This window comes from Pseudovibrio exalbescens DSM 16456, assembly GCF_000422785.1.
Lineage (GTDB): Bacteria > Pseudomonadota > Alphaproteobacteria > Rhizobiales > Stappiaceae > Pseudovibrio > Pseudovibrio exalbescens.
In genome coordinates this window covers 220,238-242,745 of record NZ_AUGS01000005.1, presented here as the reverse complement: position 1 = coordinate 242,745, position 22,508 = coordinate 220,238, and the positions used below count along the sequence as shown (strand labels likewise).

The window sequence follows — 22,508 nt, the reverse complement described above, 5'->3', positions numbered from 1 at the left end:
TGGGGTAAAAACGCCTTAGGCTACTTCTCGAAAAGCGCAGCCAACGCCGTACAGGCCTTCCGGTTTTACAACAACACCCTGTCCTTGCTTATGGCTTCCGTCAGGATGATTAGCCTTGATCCAGTCGAATGATGACACACCAACCTCCACGAGAGCTAGCCGCATTTCTCGGCCGGTTACAGGCACGCAGAACCCATACAGGCTTTCAAAGGCCGAGGGAGACAGCACCTTGATGTATCCCTGATCCAGTTCCAGCGTAATTCCAAGGCTGGACAAATTGGCGGTACCAACACCACTGAATCCCTTAAGAAATCCATGATGATCTCCCGGATCATCTGCCACAAAGACCACACCAAGTACCTGTTGCGCCCCATTTTGGTGAACGGCGTATTCAGGCTGCCAAAAATTTTCCGGATATCTGTTGTAACAAGTAAAAAAACCGGTGTTTGGCGACAAGCCGCTGCTGGTGAATGTCAGATCAAACCCGACAGGCCGCACAGTTCCATCAGGACCGACGGCCTCGCGCTCGAATGAAAACGGTTTGTACGTCGGCAATCCAGCAGTTTCAAAAGCAGTCCGATCCCTATCTGGAGAGTCGCTACTAAGAACAAGCATTGAAGCGCCTTCACGCGTCTTCAAAAAACCTGCATTGAATGCGCCAAACGAGAATTCACCCTCGCCAGCCGGTGGAATGGAAGCCTCTGGCGTAACGCTCAACAACTCCAAAAAGGAGGAGCCAATCTGGATCAAACGGTTCTGAGTTCCCCAAGGATGCTGTGCCTGCGGTGTGAGAGTGAAACCCAAGCGCTCCCAACACGATGCCAGCCGCTCCAATGAGCGCCCTGCAAGAACCACATGATCAATCCGCTTCATGCCCCCTCCTCTTCCTGCGTGTCAAACCAGACGAGAGTTGTCTCGTGCTGCAGCGATGAACGATGCAAACAACGGATGCGGCTCAAACGGACGAGATTTCAACTCGGGGTGATACTGCACGCCGATAAACCAAGGATGCTCCGGGATTTCCACGGTTTCAGGCAGAACACCATCCGGAGATGTTCCCGCAAATTTGAGACCCGCAGCTTCCAACCTTTCACGGTAATCTATGTTCACTTCATAACGATGCCGGTGGCGCTCTGAGATTTCTTCAGTGCCATAGATTTGCGCGATACGGGAGCCTGCAGACAAACGAGCCGGATAAGCACCAAGACGCATCGTCCCGCCAAGGTCGCTGTCGGAGCTGCGTTTTTCCGATGCGTCGCCGCGCTTCCACTCCGTCATCAAACCAACGACTGGCTCATCGGTCGGGCCAAATTCAGTCGAGTTGGCTCCTTGAATACCGGCCAGGTTACGAGCTGCCTCGATGACGGCCATCTGCATTCCAAAACAGATGCCAAAATACGGGATCTTGTGTTTGCGCGCATATTCTGCAGCGGCAATTTTACCTTCTGCGCCGCGTTCACCGAAACCACCCGGAACCAGAATGCCATTGACGTTTTCCAGAACCGGACCCGGATCACTTTCTTCAAAGACTTCCGATTCAACCCATTCAAGGTTTACCTTGACGTTGTTGGCCAGTCCGCCGTGCACAAGGGCTTCAATCAAAGACTTGTAGGCGTCTTTCAAAACAGTGTACTTGCCCACAACAGCAATCGTCACTTCGCCCTCTGGGTTTTCAATGCCATTGGCGATTGTCTCCCAGCGTTTGAAGTCCGGCGCTGGTGCTCCAGTAATGCCGAAAGCTTCCAGAACCTGCGTATCCAGCCCTTCCTTGTGATAAGCCAGCGGCACTTCATAAATGCTCTTGGCATCATATGCCGGGATCACAGCTTCTTCACGCACATTACAGAATAGAGACAGCTTGCGACGCTCCGTCTCCGGAATCATGCGATCACACCGGATCAGAAGAATGTCCGGCTGAATGCCGATTGACCGTAGCTCTTTAACCGAGTGCTGTGTCGGCTTTGTTTTCATCTCACCAGCACTTGGAATGTAAGGCAGCAGCGTCAGATGAATGTAGACTGCCTGCCCACGTGGTAATTCATTGCCCAACTGCCGAATGGCTTCAAAAAACGGCAGGCCTTCGATGTCCCCAACGGTTCCGCCGATTTCGCACAATACAAAATCGTAGTCGTCGTTTCCGTCCAGGATGAAATTCTTGATGGCATCCGTAACATGGGGGATGACCTGAACAGTCCCGCCGAGATAATCACCGCGCCGCTCCTTGGCGATAATCTCCTGGTAGATGCGGCCGGTCGTAATATTGTCCTGTTTGTTTGCTGGTCTTCCGGTGAAACGCTCGTAGTGCCCCAAATCCAGATCGGTTTCAGCCCCGTCGTCGGTCACATAACACTCACCGTGCTGATACGGGCTCATTGTGCCCGGATCAACGTTGAGATAGGGATCCAGTTTCCGGAGACGAACCTTGTACCCGCGCGCCTGCAAGGCTGCGCCTAGTGCCGCTGAAGCCAGCCCCTTTCCCAATGAAGAGACTACGCCACCAGTGATAAAAATATACCGCGCCATGGATCACTACCATTTGCTTATTAGAGCGTCTGCGACACCCTGTTGTCGTTGAACGCATAAATACGGACGCCGCGAAGGGCTCGCAGCGCCGCATTCAATTTCGGATACTCTTGTCTGCATTCAGGCAGACTGATTACTGAGCGGAAGGCACCTGTGGACCGGCAGGCGCTTCTTCAGAAGGTGCGCCCTGAAGCTGATTCAGGATACCCTCTCCGTCGGTCTCGCCGCTTTGCGTTTCAGCTGCGGTGGGAACTTCGTCCAAGATAGACGCTGGACGGTCGTCCCAACGTGCAAGGAGCGAAAGACCAAGCGACGTGGCAAAAAACACCGCAGCCAGAATGGCTGTTCCGCGAGTAAGAATGTTGGCTGTACCGCGGCTGGACATGAAGCCGCCGCCGCCACCGCCGCCGCCGATTCCAAGCGCGCCACCTTCGGAGCGCTGCAAGAGGATCATCACGACAAGCGCGACCACAGCCATGAGGTGGATTACAATAAGAACGGTATCCATAGGTTTCCGTAGGTTTGAAATTCGTTTTGCGGCCTTCTAGCCTAAATTGGTCATGGTTTCCACCCTTAAACACAAGCCGTGGAAACCTGAGTTATCCAGTTGGGCCCAAAACCGCTATCGAATGGGACAACACCGCGCCATTCTGCTGTTATCAACACCTGCGATCGCATTTCACAGGATCCTCAGCAATATAGTCATGGATGGACTGGATCACATCGCTAAATGCACGCAGAACCTCACATTTATGTTTCCAGATGCCTTGCCCCCATAGCGCAGGCTCTTTATGATCCGCCCGCCTTGCATTCAGTGGCGGATGAACTCATGTCATCGCCGCTTCGAAACACGAAAACGGATTTATAAATATGCTGGACGCGCTGCGCAGAGGCGTTGGAACCTGGGTTGCAAAAGTATTTATTGGCTTGCTCGTCATGAGCTTTGCTATTTGGGGCATTTCTGACGTCTTTACTGGATTTGGAAACAACTCCGTCGCACAAGTTGGCGACACGGAGATTTCTTCACTGGAGTTCGAAACTGCTTACCGGCGTCAGCTGGACAACCTATCGCAGCAGCTCAACCAGCCTATCACACCTGAACAAGGCGCTGCTTTCGGCATTCCGACTCAGGTTTTAAGCCAGTTGCTTGCTGAAGCAGCTCTCAATGATGTCGCCTCCAATCTAAAACTCGGTGTGTCCGACGAAGCGATCGTGAGGACGATACAGGAAAATCCTGCATTCCGAGGCATCAATGGCGCTTTTGATCGCAGCCGTCTGGCAATGGTTTTGCGCAATGCAGGCATCTCGGAGGACGAGTTCGTTCTTCTTCAGCAAGATCTGGCGGAGCGCCAGCAGTTGATCGAAGCGCTTGTTGGAGATCTGATTGCGCCGGAAGCTTTGGTGACAGCTTTCCATAATCATATTACGGAGGAGCGCAGAATTGCCTATCTGCGCATCGACGAGAGCAATCTGGATGAAATTCCAACGCCGACTGACGAAGAGCTGAAAAGCTACTTCGAAGACAACATTGATCGCTATCGCGCCCCGGAATATCGGCAGGTAAATTATTTGGAAATTACCCCAAAGAAGATCGCCAACCCCTCCCTATTGACGGAAGAACAGGTGCGTGAGGAGTACGAGCGGGTCAAGGATCGCTATCAGCTACCTGAACAGCGCCGCGTCCTTCAAATGTCATTTCCGACGCTGGAGGAAGCCGAAACTGCAGCTGCAGAACTTCAGGGTAACAAGACCTTCGAGGACCTCTTGAGCGAGCGTGACCTTGAGATTGCAGATGTTGATCTGGGCATGATGGGGCGTGCAGGTTTTCTGGATGACTCCATTGCCGAGGCTGCCTTCCAACTGAATGAAGGGGAAACCAGCGGTGCCGTTGAGGGCCGGTTTACCAACGTCATCTTGAAAGTTCAGGAGATCCAGCCAGAAAGCGTAGAGCCATTTGAAGAAGTAGCGGATGAAATCCGCAGCGCGTTGGCCGAAGATTTGGCTGCCGATGAGATTTACGACCTCTATAACGAAATCGAGGATGCGCGCGCTGGCGGCAGTTCTTTCAACGAAGTAGCGGAACGCTTTGATCTGGACCTCGTTCAAAGCCCACTGTTTGACCAGTCTGGTCAAAACCCCGATGAGCAAGCTGTCGACCTTCCTGTCAAACAAGACTTGATCGCCGCTACTTTCGACAGTGACGTGGGTATTGAAAATGATCCAATCAACATTGGACGGAACGGCTACCTGTGGTTTGAAGTTGCGCGCGTTGACCCTGAGCGTGAACGCAGCCTTGAAGAGGTACGCGCCAAGGTAGTTGCGGATTGGACAGCGCATCGCGAAGCTGAGCAACTCAAGCAACTTTCCGAAGAAATTCTGGCGGAAATTGAGGCTGGCAAAACACTTGAGGCTGTTGCCACAGCAAGAGAACTGACAGTTCAAAACGCCGATGGCTTGACCCGCGAGCAACCAACTGAGCTGATAGGCGCGGAAGCACTGCAGGCTATCTTCTCCGGGCCAGTTGGAACAACGGCAGAAGTATCTGCGCAGGATGGATCTCGTTTGGTTCTTCAGGTTGCAGACACTACGACACCTGCCCAATTCACAGAATCCCCTCAGATGCGCAACATGACCAGTCAACTCTCCGCGGATCTGCAGAACTCGCTGGTATCCCAGTTTATCGCGCGTGTTGAACAAGAAGCGGGCGTTCGCGTCAATCAAACTCTGTTCAATCAGATATCGGGCATGGCCGCACAATAAGTATCTGAAAAGACACACGGCCGGGACACTTTGTTCCGGCCGTTTCAATTTGAACTCGGGACAACGGACATGCGAAACTTGAAAGATCTGATCGCCATTGTCGCAGATGGTACAGCCTTGACTCACATGGAAGCGCGTGAAGCGTTTGAGATCATCATGTCCGGTGGAGCAACCCCAGCGCAGATTGGCGGATTTCTGATGGCTCTGCGTGTGCGCGGTGAAACCATCGACGAGATCTCCGGAGCGGTTGAAACCATGCGCGCGAAGATGACCCCAGTGCTTGGCGTTCCACAACAGGCCATAGATATCGTGGGAACAGGCGGCGATGGATCGGGCACCTACAACATTTCTACCTGTACGGCTTTGGTTGTAGCAGCCTGCGGCGTCCCGGTAGCCAAGCATGGCAACAGGTCGCTTTCATCACGTTCCGGTTCCTCCGAAGCCCTGGTCGAACTTGGTATCAATCTCGACATTCCGCCGTCAAAAATCGCTGAATGCGTCAATGGGGCTGGCATTGGGTTCATGTTCGCCCCAAACCACCACTCCGCCATGAAGCACGTCGGTCCGGCTCGTATGGAACTTGGGACCCGCACGATCTTCAATCTCTTGGGCCCCTTGGCCAACCCCGCCTCGGTAAAGCGGCAAATGACGGGGGTTTACGCCCGTCCCTGGGTTCGACCAGTAGCGGAAACACTGCGCGTGCTCGGCACGGAAAAAGCTTGGATCGTACATGGTAGTGACGGTCTGGATGAGATTACCACGACCGGCCCCACCTATGTTGCGGAATTGAAAGACGGCGAAGTCAATGAATTCACCATCGCGCCTCAGGATGCAGGATTGCCACTCGCAGATCCCCAAGACCTGAAAGGCGGTGAGCCGAAGGAAAACGCCCAAGCGCTGCGCAAGGTTCTGGATGGGGAAAGGAATCCTTACCGCGACGTCGTAGTGCTGAATGCCGCCGCATCACTGATCGTCGCGGACAAGGCTGAAACCCTGCTACAAGGTGTTGATATGGCAACCCATGCAATCGACAGCGGCGCAGCCAGCCGTCATCTGTCTGACCTGGTGCGGATTTCCAACAGCTGACGTGAAGAGGACTGTCTGGCGATGGCCGATATTCTGAAAAAAATCGAAGCTTACAAACGCGAAGAAATAGCGATTGCAAAGCAGACCGTTGACTTGTCTACGCTGCGCCAGAGAGCTGAGGAGCAGGCTCCAACACGCGGTTTTCTCAAAGCTCTGGAAGCCAAGAGGTCGGTTGGGGAGTACGGCTTGATTGCGGAGATCAAGAAGGCAAGCCCATCGAAGGGTCTCATTCGCGCCGATTTCAATCCTCCAGAGTTGGCCAGAGCCTATGAAAAAGGGGGGGCAACATGCCTTTCCGTGCTCACCGACACGCCTTCGTTTCAAGGCAAGCCGGACTATCTGAAACAAGCAAGAGAAGCGGTGTCCCTCCCTGCCCTGCGCAAGGATTTTTTATATGACACCTATCAGGTTTACGAGGCGCGCGCGTGGGGTGCTGACTGCATTTTGATCATCATGGCCGCCGTCGATGATGCGCTTGCTGCTGATTTGGAGCAAGCTGCCTTTTCATTGGGTATGGATGCACTGATCGAAGTTCATGACGAACCTGAGATGGAAAGAGCCCTGCGTCTGCAGTCCCGCCTTGTCGGCGTGAACAATCGAAACCTAAAAACATTCGAAACCTCATTGGAAACCAGTGAGCGCCTCGCTGAAATGGTACCAAACGAGCGGTTGCTTGTAGGAGAATCCGGCCTTTTCACTCGGGAAGACCTGGAACGCATGAAACAGGCTGGCATTACTACGTTTCTAATTGGCGAGAGCCTGATGCGCCAACATGATGTCACTCACGCCACACGAACACTCTTGCACTCCTGAGCAAATTTACGTTGGAATACCCCTCCTGATTCATCTCTGCCTTGAGGGGTATTCATGCCAAAAGCGGCGTCACAATTATCTCACATCAACACCGCAGGCGAAGCCCACATGGTGGATGTCTCCGAAAAACCCCAGACTGCGCGAACCGCCCGTGCGGCAGGGTCCGTGCGCATGAAAACGCAAACTTTGGAGACCATTTTGGCAGGAAACGCCAAAAAGGGTGATGTACTGGGTACAGCACGATTGGCAGGCATCATGGCAGCAAAGCGCACCCATGAGTTGATCCCACTTTGCCACCCCCTACCCCTTTCCAAGGTCTCTGTCGATATAACGGAAAACCATGCGTTGCCGGGGCTGGACGTTACCGTCACAGCCAAGGTCTCAGGTCAAACCGGCGTTGAAATGGAAGCGCTGACCGCAGCTTCCGTAGCCTGTCTGACAATATACGACATGGCCAAAGCCATAGATCCGGGGATGGAAATTGTGAGCCTTCGCCTCCTTGAGAAAACTGGCGGAAAATCGGGTCCATTCCTCGCGGATGAAAAAGGATCAGCGGAATGAGCCTCATTAGTGTCGAAGCTGCCCTGAAAAGCCTGTTGGCAGACGTAAAACAAACCAACATTGAACAAGTCCCGCTTCTTGACGCCGGAGCGCGCGTTCTGGCGAAAGACGTCCGCGCAACCCGAACCCAGCCGCCTTTCTCAGCTTCTGCAATGGATGGCTATGCGGTGCGCGCAAGCGACACGACCCGCGCCAACGATCCACTGCGGGTTATTGGTGAAGCTCCGGCAGGCCACGCCTATAAAGGCAGCCTTAAACAAGGTGAGGCCCTCCGTATTTTTACCGGCGCACCCATCCCTGACGGGGCAAACGCCATTCTCATTCAAGAATACGCGCGCCGGGACGGCGAAATGGTCTATGCCCTTCAGTCCGTTGACGAGGGCAAACACATTCGGGCCGCCGGACTGGACTTTTCGCAAAACGACACCCTGCTACATGCTGGACAACAGCTCGACTATCGAGCCCTCGCCCTTGCCGGAGCCATGAACCACCCGACGCTCCCGGTCCATTGCAAGCCACGGGTCGCCATTCTTGCCAATGGGGATGAACTGGTGGAACCCGGCCAAGTCCCTGGTCCCAACCAGATCATTGCTTCAAATCAGATCGGAATAGCCGAACTGGTCCGCCGCTCGGGCGCAATACCCGTCATGCTCGGAATAGCTCCGGACAATGAACAGGAGATAGCCAAGAGGGTTACCAAAGCCATCACCCTCAACTGCGACATACTCGTAACCCTGGGTGGTGCGTCCGTCGGTGATCATGATCTTATTCAGAAAACCCTCGGTAATGCCGGTATGGACCTTGAGTTTTGGCGCATCGCCATGCGTCCCGGAAAGCCTCTCATGGCGGGCAGCATAGGTGAAATGAAAGTTTTGGGCTTACCGGGCAACCCGGTATCCAGCCTCGTTTGCGGGTTGCTGTTCCTTGTGCCGTTGATCCAAACCATGCTTGGCCAGAGCCCAGCCACCAACCCCACAGACCACCCAGTCCTGCCGCTCGCAAGCCCCCTGCCCCAAAACGACATGCGGCAAGACTACGTGCGTGCGCGCATTGTCTCTGACAGTGGTCGCGAGACCCTCCAGCCTTTCAAAACCCAAGATTCATCGATGCTTTCGTTGTTTCATCAATCACAAGCCTTGATTATCCGCCCACCTCATGCACCGGAAGCTTCCGAAGGAAAAGAGGTTCCATACATCCCACTCTGACTCGGCTCACGGAACCTGGCAGCCCCTTCTTCCGCGGGAAATTGGGGGAAATAACCGCGCCTTAAGCCTTGCAGAACACAATAGGAACAGGTAGGGTTGTGTTCGCGTTTTGTACTGACGCACTCGATTTACAGGGCACCACAACGGGGAAGCTGGCGATGTTGACCAAAAAGCAACATGAATTGCTCATGTTCATCCATGCAAGACTGCAGGAAACAGGCGTCCCCCCTTCTTTTGACGAAATGAAAGAAGCACTTGAACTTCGTTCAAAATCAGGCATCCACCGCTTGATCACGGCGTTGGAAGAGCGAGGGTTCATCCGGCGCCTTCCCAATCGCGCAAGAGCGCTGGAAGTCATCAAGCTACCTGAGACCAGTGCGCAGCCTGCCCGAAGCCAGCGCACCAAGGGCTTCTCCCCGGAAGTAATTGAAGGCTCTCTTGGCAAGGAGGCTGTTCCATCTCAGTCGGATCCCGCGCCTGTATCCACGACAGCATCGACAGTGGAAGTTCCGGTTATGGGCCGCATCGCGGCTGGGGTGCCCATCGAAGCAATTCAAACGCATAGCCACTCGATAACCATGCCCAGTGACATGCTTAGCAGAGGTGATCATTACGCCCTTGAGGTGCGAGGTGATTCCATGATCGATGCAGGCATTCTGGATGGCGACACGGTGTTGATCCGACGTGGCGACACTGCCGAGACAGGAGATATTGTTGTCGCATTGGTTGACGATGAAGAAGCCACTTTGAAGCGACTGCGCAAGAAGGGCGGCACCATCGCATTGGAAGCGGCAAACCCCGACTATGAAACACGGATTTTTGGGCCGGACCGCGTGCGTATTCAGGGTAAGCTGGTGGCTTTATTCCGCAGTTACTAAACCACGCGCCCAATCGGCAACCTCCGGTTCCCAAGGGCGCCTGACCGGTCTGTAAGACGTCTGGATACGTTCAAGGCGAACCTTGAAGTCGCTATTTCTGTCGGCCTCGGCAGCCTCTACGCCGAGCCACAAAGCATGGCTGCCAAATCGAGCAAGGCGTTGCGCATCGATGACAAGCTTAGCGCTACAAGTCTCAGGAGCTTGTAAGGTTGTCACGATAATCTCTGCGAACCGGCAATCTTTAAGGAGCGAGTCTGTAGTTCTGGGCATGGCCAGTCGAAGGCCATGTACTCGGCTGACTCGTTTATTGTCTGAACTTGGCGCTGACGGTTTACCCTGTGAAACAGAGCTTGGCAAACCACCGGCTGGAAAGAGCGACATAACACAGCCTTGGTCATCGCAGGACTGATCATCATCAGAAGCGCGATGCGCCTTGAACTCTGCATCGCCAACGCCGAATGCCTTTAGAAATACGGATGGGACAAATGATGCACGGCGTGCAGTCACACGCGGCTCTCCTTCACGGGTATGAAAGGCAATCGTTCGGCCATTGTCGGAGACCAGAATATCCGGCGGGCGATATAGCGTAAACGCCACACCTGCCGCGATGATCGGTATAAAGGTTAAAACCTTGAACCGCCCCGGCAGGAGCGCTAGGGCAAGAATGCTGCCCACCATCAAAAATGTACCCCAACCACTTACCATTCCGATGAACCCGATGGATCCTGTGAGCCTTTCCACCTCATGAGCAACCCAAAGTACCCAGCTCAAGGCAAGACTCATGAGCTGAAGAAATGGCCCCTCCGCCCCCATAGGCATTGCGAGTAGCCCTATCAAACCAAAGGGCATGGCTGCGAAGCTGAAAACGGGCATGGCCGCCAAGTTTGCAACAAGGCCATAAGGAGCAACCTTTTGGAAGTGATAGGCGGCAATGGGACCAATAGCCGCCTCTGCAATCAAGGAGGTAGCCCCGCAAGCAACAAACCACGCCAAGGCGCCTTTCAGGATACGTCCAAATCGCTTCTCGGCTGAAGGCCCGTGTAAAACCGTTCGGCGGGCTTTAAAATCTCGCCATAACGCATAAACGGCAAGCAGCGCCGCTACCGCTGCAAAAGACATCTGAAATCCCGGCGCAATGAGATTGTGAGGTGCCACCAACAGAACCGCAAACGCAGCAAGTCCCAAGCTGCGCAGGCTCAAGCCCCACCGCCCCATAACACCGGCCAAAAGCACGATCACAACCATGATGTAAGCACGCTGTGTTGCGACTGAGGCGCCAGAAAGCATTAGGTAGCCGGTAGAAACTGTGAGGGCGGAGAACGATGCCAAGCGATGCACAGAATGGGTGAGCGCGAACTCTCGAAACAATGCCAAACCATGGCGCATGGAAAAAAACACCAATGCCGCCACCAAACTCATATGCAAGCCAGATATGGCAAGCAAATGAGCAAGCCCCGCCATTCGAAGGGCTTCTTGATCCTCCTCCTCCAAATAGCCTCGCTCACCAACCAGCAAGGCAATCGCCAATGCCGCTTCGGGGGTATCTCCCATATGGTATTGAATTCGGCTTGCAGCGCCGTGTCTCAACGTCTCCAACCAACCGGCAGCCAAAACAGGCGGTCCTCTCGCCACCCTTTTGATGTCGCCCATGGTAAAGCCCACGGTGTCGATGCCTGAGAAAAACGCACTACGTCCGAAATCATAGCCACCCGGGTAAACAGCCCCGGGCAACGGCATCAGACGTGCCAAAGCCGTAACCGTATCGCCAACTTTCAAATGGCCAGTGTGGGCGCGCGTGGTCACACGGCCCAGCGACGGCATGCTGGAAGGTTCAAGCTTATCAATCTTTGAGAACGATACCCATAGGCGTGTTACACCATTCTCCCGTTCCTCTATGTCGACAACTCGCCCTTCGAAATCACTCGTCAGAGCACGGGATAACCGCGGACCATCATGAAGGCGGGTCTGCACCTGCCCTGACAAGACCCCGGACATGATCAGCATTATGCAAGCAGGTACCCAGGCACGCGCACCGCGGCGACTCTGTCGCACAGCCGCGACGCAAGCCAGGACGAAAATGCTGGCCGACGCACTGATATGAGGCTCAAACGCTACACTATAGTAGAACCAGAGACCTGCGGCGAAGAGCACGGCACCCCACAAGGGCCCAATCCCACGCTGTAAGTCCCGGTCCATCTCTTGAATCAACGCATGAAGACCCCAATATTCTAGTTTAAAAAAATGTTTTAAATATTTGTAATTATGTCTTTTTACCCTATTGCATTTGATAGTTTCGGGGTCATTGCCAACAGCAAGTGACATTGCATCGCCCGAACGCGGAGTAGGTTCGCTTTTCTGGGTTGCGGACGCCGACAAGTCGGTTGGCTCGCTACGTGCGGAAGAGTTCACTGGCAATCAACTTCTTACTCAATACAGGCCTTGGGTGGACGCGCCCCCTATGGTACACAGCCATCAAACTGGCGACTTCCGCCGTATTTGCTTGGTTGAACACAAGAGACTGAAAAATCACAAATGACTGAGAGCATTGTCACGCGCTTTGCGCCTTCTCCCACGGGCTTTCTCCACATCGGCGGGGCTCGCACCGCCCTGTTCAACTGGCTCTATGCCAAGGGCCATGGTGGCAAGATGCTGCTGCGCATCGAAGATACCGACCGCGCACGCTCCACTGAAGAGGCTGTAACAGCCCTACTCGATGGACTGACCTGGATGGGCATCGATTGGGACGGCGAACCGGTTTCCCAATACAGCCGTGGCGAGCGTCATCGCGAAGTGGCCAAGCAACTGGTCGAAGCAGGACAAGCCTATTATTGTTATGCCTCTCAGGAGGAATTGGATGAGATGCGCGAGAAAGCCCGCGCAGAAGGCCGGCCGCCCCGTTACGACGGACGCTGGCGGGACCGTGATCCATCGGAGGCACCAGAGGGCATATCGCCCGTGGTACGCCTTAAAGCGCCTCTGAACGGGGAAACTGTCATCGAGGACATGGTCCAGGGTTCTGTTACCTTCCCAAATAAGGATCTAGATGATCTTGTCATTCTGCGCTCAGATGGCTCGCCCACCTACATGCTGGCCGTTGTGGTAGACGATCACGACATGGGCGTAACGCACATAATCCGAGGCGATGACCACCTGACAAACGCTGCGCGCCAGGCTCTAATTTACAAGGCTATGGGCTGGGATACTCCGGTCATGGCACATATTCCTCTGATTCACGGGCCAGACGGTGCAAAACTATCAAAACGCCATGGCGCCCTTGGAGCCGAGACCTACAGAGCCATGGGATACCTGCCTGCTGCCATGCGAAACTATCTGGCACGGCTGGGATGGTCTCATGGTGATGAGGAAATTTTCTCAACTGATCAAATGGTCAAGTGGTTTGATTTCGACGCAATTGGACGGTCTCCGTCGCGTTTCGACTTTCAAAAGCTGGAAAACCTGAACGGCCACTATATGCGCTCCACCGATGACGAAGAGCTCGCTGAGCTTTTCAAGGAGTACCTGAAGGCCGTGGACAATGGCGCTGAGGTTCTCACTTGGTTGGAAACCGAAGCAAACGCCCAAAAGTTCATTGCAGCTCTCCCCGGCTTGAAAGAGCGGGCCAAGACACTGGTGGAATTGCATGAATCGGCCCGCTACCTGTGGGTTCAGCGCCCTTTGGACCTCGATGAAAAGGCCGCAAAGCTGCTTTCCGAAGATGCACGTGCACTCCTTGGTCGCTTGGCTCCGCAGCTCGAGGCTCTGGATATCTGGAACGCAGAAACCACTGATGCCGTGGTACGTGCTTTTGCGGAGAAAGAAGAGCTCAAACTGGGTAAGGTCGCTCAGCCATTGCGAGCAGCCCTTACCGGCCGGGGTACGTCTCCGGGGATTTTTGATGTACTCGAAGTGCTCGGAAAGCAAGAATCTGTCGCCCGCATCCGGGATGTAGCGCAATAATTTCTCAAAAATCTGGGGAACTATCGTAAAACTTGGCAGGAAGCCGCTGCGGTAGTTCCCCTATTAGTACAAAAGCCATAGTTGCCAGTGCTTGCGGGAAAACCCTAAATGCGATAGCAACTCCTCGACGACACTCCTCCGGCGTCGGCATCAGATGCTTGAATGTATCCCCGTGTACACAATATTGGGGATCGAGTGGCGGGGGACACCTTAACAAGGGGGTTGCCTATATGAGCGACAAAACTGCAAAACTGACAATCGGTGACGAAACGTGGGACCTCAATGTCCGCGAAGGTTCAGTTGGACCAGACGTTATCGACATCGGCGCGCTTTACAAGGACACGGGCCGCTTTACCTACGACCCCGGTTTTACCTCAACCGCATCCTGCGAATCCAAAATCACCTACATTGATGGTGATCAGGGAACGCTGTTGTACCGCGGCTATCCGATTGAGCAACTGGCCGAACACGGAGATTTTCTGGAAAGCTGCTACCTGCTGCTTTATGGAGAGCTGCCAACCCGCGCACAGAAAGACGATTTCGTACATCGCGTGACTTATCACACCATGGTGCATGAGCAGATGACCCGTTTTTATTCCGGGTTCCGTCGCGATGCACACCCAATGGCCGTGATGACCGGTATTGTTGGTGCAATGTCCGCATTCTATCATGACTCGACGGACATTACCGACCCTCACCAGCGGATGATTGCATCTTTGCGCATGGTGGCAAAGATGCCGACAATTGCCGCAATGGCTTACAAGTACCACATCGGTCAGCCGTTTGTTTTTCCACGCAATGACTTGGACTATGCAGCAAACTTCCTGCACATGTGCTTTGCTGTTCCCTGCGAGGATTACAAGGTGAACCCGGTACTGGCCCGCGCCATGGATCGGATCTTCATCCTTCACGCAGATCATGAACAGAATGCATCGACATCAACGGTTCGCCTGGCAGGCTCCTCCGGTGCCAATCCGTTCGCGTGTATTGCTGCTGGTATTGCATGCCTCTGGGGGCCGGCACATGGCGGTGCAAATGAAGCCGCGTTGAACATGCTCTCCGAAATCGGTTCTGTTGACCGCATTCCGGAGTTCATCGCACGGGCCAAGGACAAGGATGATCCGTTCCGTCTCATGGGCTTTGGTCACCGCGTTTACAAGAACTACGACCCGCGCGCGCGCATCATGCAAAAAACAACGCATGAGGTACTTGCAGAGCTGGGCCATCAGGACGACCCGCTGTTGCAGGTCGCGATGGAACTGGAAAAGATCGCGCTGTCAGATGAGTACTTCGTTGAGAAGAAGCTCTATCCAAACATCGATTTCTACTCCGGCATCACACTTCGCGCCCTGGGCTTCCCAACCACAATGTTCACAGTGCTGTTTGCCCTGGCCCGCACGGTTGGTTGGATTGCTCAGTGGAAAGAAATGGTTGAGGATCCATCTCAGCGCATTGGCCGCCCGCGCCAGCTCTACACGGGCGCTGCACCGCGCGACTACCTGCCAATCGACCAGCGCCGCTGAAAATACTATTCGAATAAAACTCAAAAAGAGGGCGTCATGCCCTCTTTTTTCGTTGCACGTCACTCATGCTTGGCGTACGCGTTCTCGCTTCTATACGCACTACAACAGAAAATGGCCTGTAGATTGGCCCAAACCTAGGCTGTGTGACGCTTTTCAGCTGTCGTGAGAAGGATCTGTGCTGCCTTTCCGGCCTGGCTCTCTCCATCCGGAAGTTTCATGATCCTGTCGAGCTGATTGAATGCTTCGACCTGTAAGTTCCGGGCCACGCTGTCTTGATTCAAAAGAGAGATCACACGATCCGCCAAAGCCGGTCCATTTGCATCTTCATCCAAATACTCTGGAACGACATTGCGCCCCAAAACAAGGTTCGGCAAGACCATGCTGTCCACTGTGGCAATCGGGATAAATCGATGGATGTCTTTGAGACGGCGGAAGAACCAGTCGAGTTTATATGCCACAACCATCGGTACGCCAGATATGGCAAGTTCCAGTGAGACTGTGCCACTGGCTGCCAGAGCGGCGTGAGCCTTGCGAAAGGCCGCGAACTTGGCAGGTTCTCCAATGACAATCTCAGGCTGAATAGCCCAACTTTGAAGTGCATCGCGAATACGCGCTTCCTGATGAGCGACGGCAGGCATCACAAAATGAGCGTCTGGCCAAGCTTCTGCAATACGCGCCACAGCCTTGCCAAAAGGTTCCATCAAACGGGATACTTCACTACCGCGGCTGCCCGGAAGCACAAGGACCGTTCGCTCCTGAGCACTCATTGGTGCCCTCTCCCCATCTTTCGGGCGCAGATTATCCAAGCGCTCGATCAAAGGGTGCCCAACATACGTGGTCGCGGGCCCACCTAACTCACGATGGACCTCAGGTTCAAATGGCAACAACGCCAGGAGATGATCAACATATGCTGCCATCTTCCGTGCCCGGCCGGGGCGCCATGCCCAAACCGAAGGAGAAACGTAGTCCACGATTGGAATATGGGGTGCCTTTTTGCGCACCCGCTTAGCGACGTTGTGAGTAAAGTCCGGACTATCAATAATCAGCAAAACATCCGGGTCTTTTGCAATCACATCATCAACGCATTGGTATACACGTTTCACGATTGCCGGCAGACGCGCCAATACGGCCGACAGCCCCATAACGGCAATGTCCTGAAGCGGAAAAAGGCTCTGCAAGCCTTCCCGGGACAATCGCTCCCCTCCAACGCCCTGAACGACCAAAGGTCTTCCTGTTCGCTCTCGCAGTGCGCGGATCAGTTCTGCTCCCAGTTGATCCCCGGACTCCTCACCCACCACAATGTAGACCGAAAGGGGTGGTTCCTGCCTCATGGCGTTGGCTCCTTCGCGCGCGCTTCAATCCCCAGCAGAAAGATGCCGAGTTCATTGCAAACAGCCAATGTCTCTTCGCGATCAGAAATCAACACCCTTCCTGCTTCAACCGCAATACCCTTCAGTTGAGCCGCCTGGGCGCGTCGCACCGTATCCGGGCCAACTGTTGGAAGATCGACACGTAAATCCTGGTCAGGCTTGGCGCACTTTACAAGCACCCCCGCGCGGCCTTTCGCCCGAACGCGACCGTTCTCTCGCAGGTCACGGCAACGCACCAGCATTGCGTCGGTTCCTTCGGCGCCTTCGACGGCGACAACCCGTGTACCAACCGCAATCGCCGCCTGCCCGATGTCGAGGGCACCCAGCATCCGAACCGCTTCGACGCCCAGTTTTACAGCAAGATTGTCTTGATCATCCGGATACGGGCCTGCCATGACGCCACCGCTCGCAAGCAGCTCCGGAGCCAGTTCGTGCGCACCAATCACGCGAAGACCCTCCCGTTCGAATATACCCATGACGCGCACCAGCAAGCTGTCATCACCGCCCACAAGCGCGCTCAGGATACGAGGCAGTCGCCGCATCGTTCCCAAGTCTCCAACGATAGAGGTAAAGTCAGGCCGCCGTGTGACAGATCCAATCAGCACCACCTCTTTGGCTCCGGCCTGATGAATCGTGTCGAACAGCTTTCCAATCTGCCCCCACCCTAAAACAACGGGGTCAAATGCGGAAAGGGAGGCATCCGCCTCCCCCTTGATCGCAATGGTAATAACTTCGCGGCCACTGAGCTCAGCTGCACGAATGACTTGCGCAGGAAGACGGCCGCCGCCAGCTACCACGGCAATAGGACCTAGCGCGTCCATAACGGCGTTTAGCCCTCCGCACCTTTTCTCGGCGTACAGAACCGGCGATCCCCCTCAACCAACAGAAAGTCCGTCAGTTGTTGAACACCTTCACGCCCCTCATAGGTTTCACGCGCCTTTGCTGCGCGTTCGCGCAAAGTACCTGTATCGCCCTCAAAAATATCCTTATAGGCGTGGCGAAGCGCATGAATTTCATCGCGACTGTAGTTGCGACGTTTCAAGCCAATCAGGTTTAGCCCATGCAGCCTTGCACGATCACCAATTACGGACCCGAATGGGATCACGTCAAACTCAACACCTGTAAGCCCCCCGATGATGGAGTGGGCCCCAATACGGCACCATTGGCGGACTGCAGACAGACCGCCGAAAATCACGAAATCCTCAACCTCGACATGACCAGCTAGCGTTGCATTGTTGGCCAGAATCGCATTGTTACCGACCTTACAGTCATGCCCCACATGGCTACTCGCCATAAACAGGCACTGGTCGCCAACCTTGGTCAGGCCACCGCCACCTGCAGTGCCCGGGTTCATGGTGACATGTTCGCGGATCTGGTTGTCTTGGCCAATTTCGAGGCGTGTTTCCTCACCAGCGTACTTCAGGTCCTGAGGCTGGTGCCCGATACTGGCAAACGGAAAGATCCGCGTGCGTGCGCCAATGGAAGTGTGCCCGGCGACAACCACGTGAGAAACCAACTCAACATTGTCGCCTAATACCACATTGGGCCCAACCATACAGAATGGCCCAACCTTTACGTCTTCACCTAAAACCGCCCCTGCCTCGATTACGGCAGTGGGATGTATCTCTTGCATCAGAACCTCAGGTTTCTGAATCGACGAGCATGGCGCTCACTTCGGCTTCGGCCACCTTCTGGCCGTCAACAGTTGCCACGCACTCGAACTTCCAAATGGTTGCGCGGTTGCGGATCTTCTTCACATTGAAGTGCACCTGATCACCCGGCACCACCGGCTTGCGGAATTTACATTTGTCGATGGTCATGAAATAGACCAGCGACGGGTTCGAATTGTTATCGCGAGCATTGATGCACAACGCCCCGGCCGTCTGTGCCATGGCTTCAATGAGAAGAACTCCTGGCATCACCGGCTGCTTGGGAAAGTGACCCTGGAAATGTGGCTCGTTGATTGTAACGTTCTTGATGCCAATACCCGAGTTGTCACCATCCATCTCGATAATCCTATCAATCATCAAAAATGGATAACGGTGTGGCAACAACTCCATCACCTTCATAATATCAGCGCTATTCAGCGTTGTTTTTTCAGAGTCACTCATGCTCAAAGCCTCAAACTACAATCAATCAACCCTCTGGGATCTTCAAAAACGGTTGTTAGCAAAGCCGACAAGGAAAAACCAGCAGCATGACCGGCTAAACAACAATGGAAAATGCTAGAATGCTCAGCTTTTCCCGTCTTTTTCCGCCAATTTGCTAAGTGCCGCCATTTCACGGAACCATTGACGGACAGGTTTTGCCGGAGTTCCTCCATAACGACCGCCGCCAGGCAGGTCATCATTGACTACTGACACCGCCGCAACCTGCGCCGCCATTCCAATCCGAATATGTCCGGCGACGCCGGTTTGCCCGCCAATTGCGACGTAATCTTCAAGAGTGGCGCTACCAGAAATACCAACTTGAGAAACGATGACACAATGACGTCCAATATTGACGTTGTGGCCAATCTGAACCTGATTGTCGATCTTGGTTCCTTCTCCAATCACGGTATCGCGGTTCGCCCCCCGGTCGATCGTTGTATTGGCGCCGATTTCGACGTCGTTCTGAATAATGACGCGACCAATCTGGGGTACCTTCAGGTGACCGCCAGGCCCCATTGCAAACCCGAATCCGTCTTGTCCAATTGCAACGCCGGGATGAATGATGACACGGTCACCAACAAGCGCATGCTGAATGGTCACATTGGCTGAAATTCGGGTGTTGCGGCCAATCTGGCAGGATGCACCAATTACCGAATTTGGACCAATAACCGTACCAGCTCCCACATGGGCGCCATCACCAATCACAGCCCCGGCTTCCAATACCACGTCATCCTCCAGAACCGCAGTATCGCTGACAACAGCTTTGGGATTTATTCCACCTTGCCGGATCACTGGTGTCGGTGCCATGGCTTCGGGCACCATCTTTGCCAAAACCTTTGCCAAACTCCTGTACGGATCCTTGGCCAACAAGGCTGCCACACCGTTTGGTACACGATCTAGATACTTTTTTGGTGTCAGGCAAGCCGTCGCGTGAACAGCTTCCAGCTGCGGCGCATACTTGGGATTGTCGATAAAGACCAGGGTGCCTTCCCCGCCCTCATCCAGCGGAGCAACAGACGTCACTGTTGCATCAGGATCACCGCGGACCAGCTCCGCGTCTGCCCACTCCGCAATTTGCTTCAAGCTAACAGGGGTGCACTCGGGAAAGAATTTTGGATCAGTCATAGTGTCCTACAAACGAAAAAAGGCCGCCGAACGTTTCGGCGGCCGATTATAATCACTTTTGTCAAGATCAGAAGCGGGTACCACCACTGAGCTTGAATACCTGTGTTTCGTCGGCATCGTTCTTGGCAAGCGGCCAAGCAAAGTCTGCACGCAGCGGACCAAACGGAGACTGCCACAGAACACCAACACCAACCGACGCGCGCAGGTCGAAGTCCTCGGACTCGATCGTGTCAGATCCGCTGGCAATAGCATCCTTGAGCTCGTTGTCCACGCCCCACAAGGAGCCCGCATCAGCGAATGCTGCCATAGACAGTCCAAGCTCATCAGGCAAGAACGGTACAGGCATCTGACCCTCAACGGTCGCAGCAACGTAGTACTTGCCGCCCAGAGCGTCACCATTGGAGTCACGTGGGCCGAACCCGTTGCTTTCGAAACCGCGGATCAAATCTGAGGAGCCTTGGAACTGATCAGAAACCCTCAGGCGATTGCCGATAGATTCGATCTGTCCAGCTTCACCCTTCAAGAAACCGACAAGCCCCCAAGACGGCACCAACTCCTGATACACACGCCCTTCAAAGGTCGTTTCAATGTATTGAGAGTCCCCGCCGATACCGGCAAAGTCCTGCTGGAACTTGCTGTAGATACCATCCCGCGGATTGATATTGTTATCCAACGAGTTCCAAACAAGCGAGTACCCACCAAGGGAGGTCAGATAGTTACCGAGAGAATCGCAAACAGCCAGAGAGACGTCTTCATTGGCGTTATTGCAATCCGACAACCCGGTCACATCATCACGAGACAGGTCAGTCTCGTAGATCTTGTAGAACAGGTTCAACGTCAACTCATCTTCACGCAGTGGAAGACCAAAGTTAATGCCACCACCCGTTGTCTTCTCTTCATAGGCACGCGTATCGTTTTCTTCATAAACCTTGCGGTAGACCTCAAGGCCTGCAGAAATACGACGACCAAGGAAGAACGGCTCGACGAACTTGAACTCGTAACTCTGTGTTTCGGTACCACCACCGATAGCAGCCTTCACGAACTGGCCACGACCGAGGAAGTTTTTCTCAGTAATCGACAGATCGCCGATGACACCATCAGATGTCGAGTACCCCACACCAAAGGAAACTTCACCGGTTGGCTGCTCTTCCACGTCCACATTGATAATCACCTTGTCAGGTGCACTACCCTGCTGACGGGAAATCCGAACCGACTTGAAGTAACGTGTATTGTTCAGACGACGCTCTGCCTTGTCAAGCAGCACTCGGTTATAGGCATCGCCTTCCGCAATATCAAACTCGCGGCGAATAACATATTCACGCGTCCGATCATTACCGCGGATATTGATCCGTTCCACATAAACGCGCGGACCTTCTTCAATCAGATAGGTCAGCGAAATCGTCTTGTTTTCGTAATCACGGATACCACGCGGACGCACCTGAGCAAACGCGTACCCACCCTTGGACACTTCGATTGTCAGGTCTTCCAAGGTCTTTTCAACTTCAAGTGAGTTGTAAGTATCACCCGGATCCGTACGGACATACTGGCGAAGCGCCTCTGGGTCTACCTGAGACAAAGAGGTTTCGATATCCACTTCGCCAAAGGTGTACTTCTCTCCTTCATCCACCGTGAAGGTGACATAGAAGATATTCTGCTCGCGATCCAGATCCGCCACAGCAGACACAATGCGGAAATCCGCATAGCCATGCTGGTAGTAGAACTGGCGAAGAAGCTCTTGGTCTGCCTCCAGACGATCAGGATCATAGGTATCCGTCGTCCGCAGCCAGCTCAACAGACCGCTTTCGCGCGTCTGAATCTGATCGCGCAAACGACCATCACTAAAGGCTGCATTCCCTATGAAACTGATGCGCGAAACGCCGGTCTTGTCGCCTTCGTCGATTTCAAAGACCAGATCAACGCGGTTATTGCCACGTTCAATGATCTTCGGCTCTACGGAAGCACGGAAGCGACCAGACCGCCGGTAGGCTTCGAGAATGTTTTGCACGTCTGACTGCACGCGAGCTTTTGTCAGCATGGATCGGGATTGCGAACGAACAACGCTCTTAAGCGCCTCATCCTTGATCCGATCGTTGCCTTCAAAGGAAACGCGTCCAATTACCGGGTTCTCGACAACTTCCACAACCAGAGTACTACCCCGTTGCGAAATGGAGACATCGGCGAACAAGCCGGTCGCGTACAAAGTGGTAAGGCTCTCATCGATATCGATGGCCGTAAAGGGCTGACCCGGGCGGATTGTCAGGTAGTTGCGCACCGTATCGTCTTCGATACGGGTTGCACCCTGTACATTGATCCGACTGACAACAGCAGCTTCAGCGACAGACGCCCCAAATGGAGACACATCAGCCGGAAGCGCAACCCCTGCCCCAGTAACGGTCAGCGCCAGCAGTGAAATTCGTGACAGGCTCTTAATACGCTGCATAGAAAGCTATGCCTTTATAGTCTGCCCCAGTTTGCGGTACCCCCCGCTACCTGAGGAAATGGATAGAATCTGAAACACCTTGGAACTTTGTACAAGGTTTTCAGCCTAAAGCAACCG

The 22,508-nt window shown here is 54.1% G+C and carries 18 protein-coding genes; 8 read left to right on the top strand and 10 right to left on the bottom strand.

What is annotated here, in order from left to right; genetic code table 11:
• Positions 1-15: 15 nt before the first annotated feature.
• The 3 genes from G512_RS20175 to secG all read right to left on the bottom strand — a co-directional run bounded on the left by G512_RS20175 (position 16) and on the right by secG (position 3,031).
• Positions 16-873 (bottom strand): VOC family protein, encoded by an 858-nt coding sequence (locus G512_RS20175; protein WP_036488686.1) that lies wholly within the window; start codon positions 871-873, stop codon positions 16-18.
• A gap of 21 nt (positions 874-894) precedes the next feature.
• Positions 895-2,523, bottom strand: a complete 1,629-nt coding sequence (locus G512_RS0106030) for a CTP synthase (RefSeq protein ID WP_028480933.1) — start codon at positions 2,521-2,523, stop codon at positions 895-897.
• Positions 2,524-2,656: 133 nt separating this feature from the next.
• Positions 2,657-3,031: a preprotein translocase subunit SecG gene (gene secG / locus G512_RS0106025; protein WP_028480932.1), complete on the bottom strand. Its 375-nt coding sequence runs from the start codon at positions 3,029-3,031 to the stop codon at positions 2,657-2,659.
• 362 nt (positions 3,032-3,393) lie between these two features.
• On the opposite strand from secG, the gene G512_RS0106020 reads away from it, so the two are divergent.
• From G512_RS0106020 to lexA, 6 genes are all read left to right on the top strand, one after another.
• Positions 3,394-5,283, top strand: a complete 1,890-nt coding sequence (locus tag G512_RS0106020; RefSeq protein ID WP_028480931.1) for a SurA N-terminal domain-containing protein — start codon at positions 3,394-3,396, stop codon at positions 5,281-5,283.
• Between the two features lie 69 nt (positions 5,284-5,352).
• Positions 5,353-6,369, top strand: a complete 1,017-nt coding sequence (gene trpD, locus G512_RS0106015) for an anthranilate phosphoribosyltransferase (protein WP_028480930.1) — start codon at positions 5,353-5,355, stop codon at positions 6,367-6,369.
• 21 nt (positions 6,370-6,390) lie between these two features.
• Positions 6,391-7,182: an indole-3-glycerol phosphate synthase TrpC gene (gene trpC, locus G512_RS0106010; RefSeq protein ID WP_028480929.1), complete on the top strand. Its 792-nt coding sequence runs from the start codon at positions 6,391-6,393 to the stop codon at positions 7,180-7,182.
• A gap of 54 nt (positions 7,183-7,236) precedes the next feature.
• On the top strand, positions 7,237-7,743 hold the full coding sequence (gene moaC / locus G512_RS0106005; protein ID WP_028480928.1) for a cyclic pyranopterin monophosphate synthase MoaC: 507 nt from the start codon (positions 7,237-7,239) through the stop codon (positions 7,741-7,743).
• The gene (locus tag G512_RS0106000; protein WP_028480927.1) at positions 7,740-8,948 is read left to right on the top strand and encodes a molybdopterin molybdotransferase MoeA; all 1,209 of its coding nucleotides are present in this window, start codon (positions 7,740-7,742) and stop codon (positions 8,946-8,948) included. The genes moaC and G512_RS0106000 overlap by 4 nt, the downstream gene beginning before the upstream one ends.
• A gap of 158 nt (positions 8,949-9,106) precedes the next feature.
• The gene (lexA, locus tag G512_RS0105995; protein WP_028480926.1) at positions 9,107-9,826 is read left to right on the top strand and encodes a transcriptional repressor LexA; all 720 of its coding nucleotides are present in this window, start codon (positions 9,107-9,109) and stop codon (positions 9,824-9,826) included.
• Here lexA and G512_RS0105990 read toward each other — a convergent pair.
• Positions 9,809-12,022 (bottom strand): ComEC/Rec2 family competence protein, encoded by a 2,214-nt coding sequence (locus G512_RS0105990; protein ID WP_028480925.1) that lies wholly within the window; start codon positions 12,020-12,022, stop codon positions 9,809-9,811. The genes lexA and G512_RS0105990 overlap by 18 nt on opposite strands.
• A gap of 336 nt (positions 12,023-12,358) precedes the next feature.
• On the opposite strand from G512_RS0105990, the gene gltX reads away from it, so the two are divergent.
• Positions 12,359-13,783: a glutamate--tRNA ligase gene (gene gltX / locus G512_RS0105985; RefSeq protein WP_028480924.1), complete on the top strand. Its 1,425-nt coding sequence runs from the start codon at positions 12,359-12,361 to the stop codon at positions 13,781-13,783.
• 230 nt (positions 13,784-14,013) lie between these two features.
• Positions 14,014-15,306 (top strand): citrate synthase, encoded by a 1,293-nt coding sequence (gene gltA, locus G512_RS0105980; RefSeq protein WP_028480923.1) that lies wholly within the window; start codon positions 14,014-14,016, stop codon positions 15,304-15,306.
• A 134-nt stretch (positions 15,307-15,440) separates the two neighbouring features.
• Here the strand turns inward: gltA and lpxB are convergent, their stop codons facing one another.
• The 6 genes from lpxB to bamA form a co-directional block, all read right to left on the bottom strand.
• Positions 15,441-16,637 (bottom strand): lipid-A-disaccharide synthase, encoded by a 1,197-nt coding sequence (lpxB, locus tag G512_RS0105975; RefSeq protein ID WP_028480922.1) that lies wholly within the window; start codon positions 16,635-16,637, stop codon positions 15,441-15,443.
• Positions 16,634-17,497 carry an LpxI family protein gene (locus G512_RS0105970; RefSeq protein WP_028480921.1) on the bottom strand — a complete coding sequence of 288 codons (864 nt, stop codon included), beginning with the start codon at positions 17,495-17,497 and terminating at the stop codon, positions 16,634-16,636. Before G512_RS0105970 ends, lpxB begins: the two co-directional genes overlap by 4 nt.
• An 8-nt stretch (positions 17,498-17,505) precedes the next feature.
• Entirely contained in the window at positions 17,506-18,309 is an 804-nt protein-coding gene (gene lpxA / locus G512_RS0105965; protein ID WP_028480920.1) for an acyl-ACP--UDP-N-acetylglucosamine O-acyltransferase, read from the bottom strand.
• 7 nt (positions 18,310-18,316) lie between these two features.
• Positions 18,317-18,787 (bottom strand): 3-hydroxyacyl-ACP dehydratase FabZ, encoded by a 471-nt coding sequence (fabZ, locus tag G512_RS0105960; RefSeq protein ID WP_028480919.1) that lies wholly within the window; start codon positions 18,785-18,787, stop codon positions 18,317-18,319.
• 123 nt (positions 18,788-18,910) lie between these two features.
• Positions 18,911-19,951, bottom strand: a complete 1,041-nt coding sequence (gene lpxD / locus G512_RS0105955) for a UDP-3-O-(3-hydroxymyristoyl)glucosamine N-acyltransferase (protein ID WP_028480918.1) — start codon at positions 19,949-19,951, stop codon at positions 18,911-18,913.
• 67 nt (positions 19,952-20,018) lie between these two features.
• Entirely contained in the window at positions 20,019-22,391 is a 2,373-nt protein-coding gene (bamA, locus tag G512_RS0105950; protein ID WP_028480917.1) for an outer membrane protein assembly factor BamA, read from the bottom strand.
• Positions 22,392-22,508: the final 117 nt, after the last annotated feature.

Coding starts and splice junctions, on each gene's coding strand:
- bamA (WP_028480917.1), bottom strand. CDS start 22,391: ATGCAGCGTATTAAGAGCCTGTCACGAATTTCACTGCTGGCGCTGACC.
- trpD (WP_028480930.1), top strand. CDS start 5,353: ATGCGAAACTTGAAAGATCTGATCGCCATTGTCGCAGATGGTACAGCC.
- secG (WP_028480932.1), bottom strand. CDS start 3,031: ATGGATACCGTTCTTATTGTAATCCACCTCATGGCTGTGGTCGCGCTT.
- lpxD (WP_028480918.1), bottom strand. CDS start 19,951: ATGACTGATCCAAAATTCTTTCCCGAGTGCACCCCTGTTAGCTTGAAG.
- moaC (WP_028480928.1), top strand. CDS start 7,237: ATGCCAAAAGCGGCGTCACAATTATCTCACATCAACACCGCAGGCGAA.
- lpxB (WP_028480922.1), bottom strand. CDS start 16,637: ATGAGGCAGGAACCACCCCTTTCGGTCTACATTGTGGTGGGTGAGGAG.
- G512_RS20175 (WP_036488686.1), bottom strand. CDS start 873: ATGAAGCGGATTGATCATGTGGTTCTTGCAGGGCGCTCATTGGAGCGG.
- G512_RS0106030 (WP_028480933.1), bottom strand. CDS start 2,523: ATGGCGCGGTATATTTTTATCACTGGTGGCGTAGTCTCTTCATTGGGA.
- gltX (WP_028480924.1), top strand. CDS start 12,359: ATGACTGAGAGCATTGTCACGCGCTTTGCGCCTTCTCCCACGGGCTTT.
- G512_RS0106020 (WP_028480931.1), top strand. CDS start 3,394: ATGCTGGACGCGCTGCGCAGAGGCGTTGGAACCTGGGTTGCAAAAGTA.
- trpC (WP_028480929.1), top strand. CDS start 6,391: ATGGCCGATATTCTGAAAAAAATCGAAGCTTACAAACGCGAAGAAATA.
- lpxA (WP_028480920.1), bottom strand. CDS start 18,309: ATGCAAGAGATACATCCCACTGCCGTAATCGAGGCAGGGGCGGTTTTA.
- fabZ (WP_028480919.1), bottom strand. CDS start 18,787: ATGAGTGACTCTGAAAAAACAACGCTGAATAGCGCTGATATTATGAAG.
- lexA (WP_028480926.1), top strand. CDS start 9,107: ATGTTGACCAAAAAGCAACATGAATTGCTCATGTTCATCCATGCAAGA.
- G512_RS0105990 (WP_028480925.1), bottom strand. CDS start 12,022: ATGGACCGGGACTTACAGCGTGGGATTGGGCCCTTGTGGGGTGCCGTG.
- G512_RS0105970 (WP_028480921.1), bottom strand. CDS start 17,497: ATGGACGCGCTAGGTCCTATTGCCGTGGTAGCTGGCGGCGGCCGTCTT.
- G512_RS0106000 (WP_028480927.1), top strand. CDS start 7,740: ATGAGCCTCATTAGTGTCGAAGCTGCCCTGAAAAGCCTGTTGGCAGAC.
- gltA (WP_028480923.1), top strand. CDS start 14,014: ATGAGCGACAAAACTGCAAAACTGACAATCGGTGACGAAACGTGGGAC.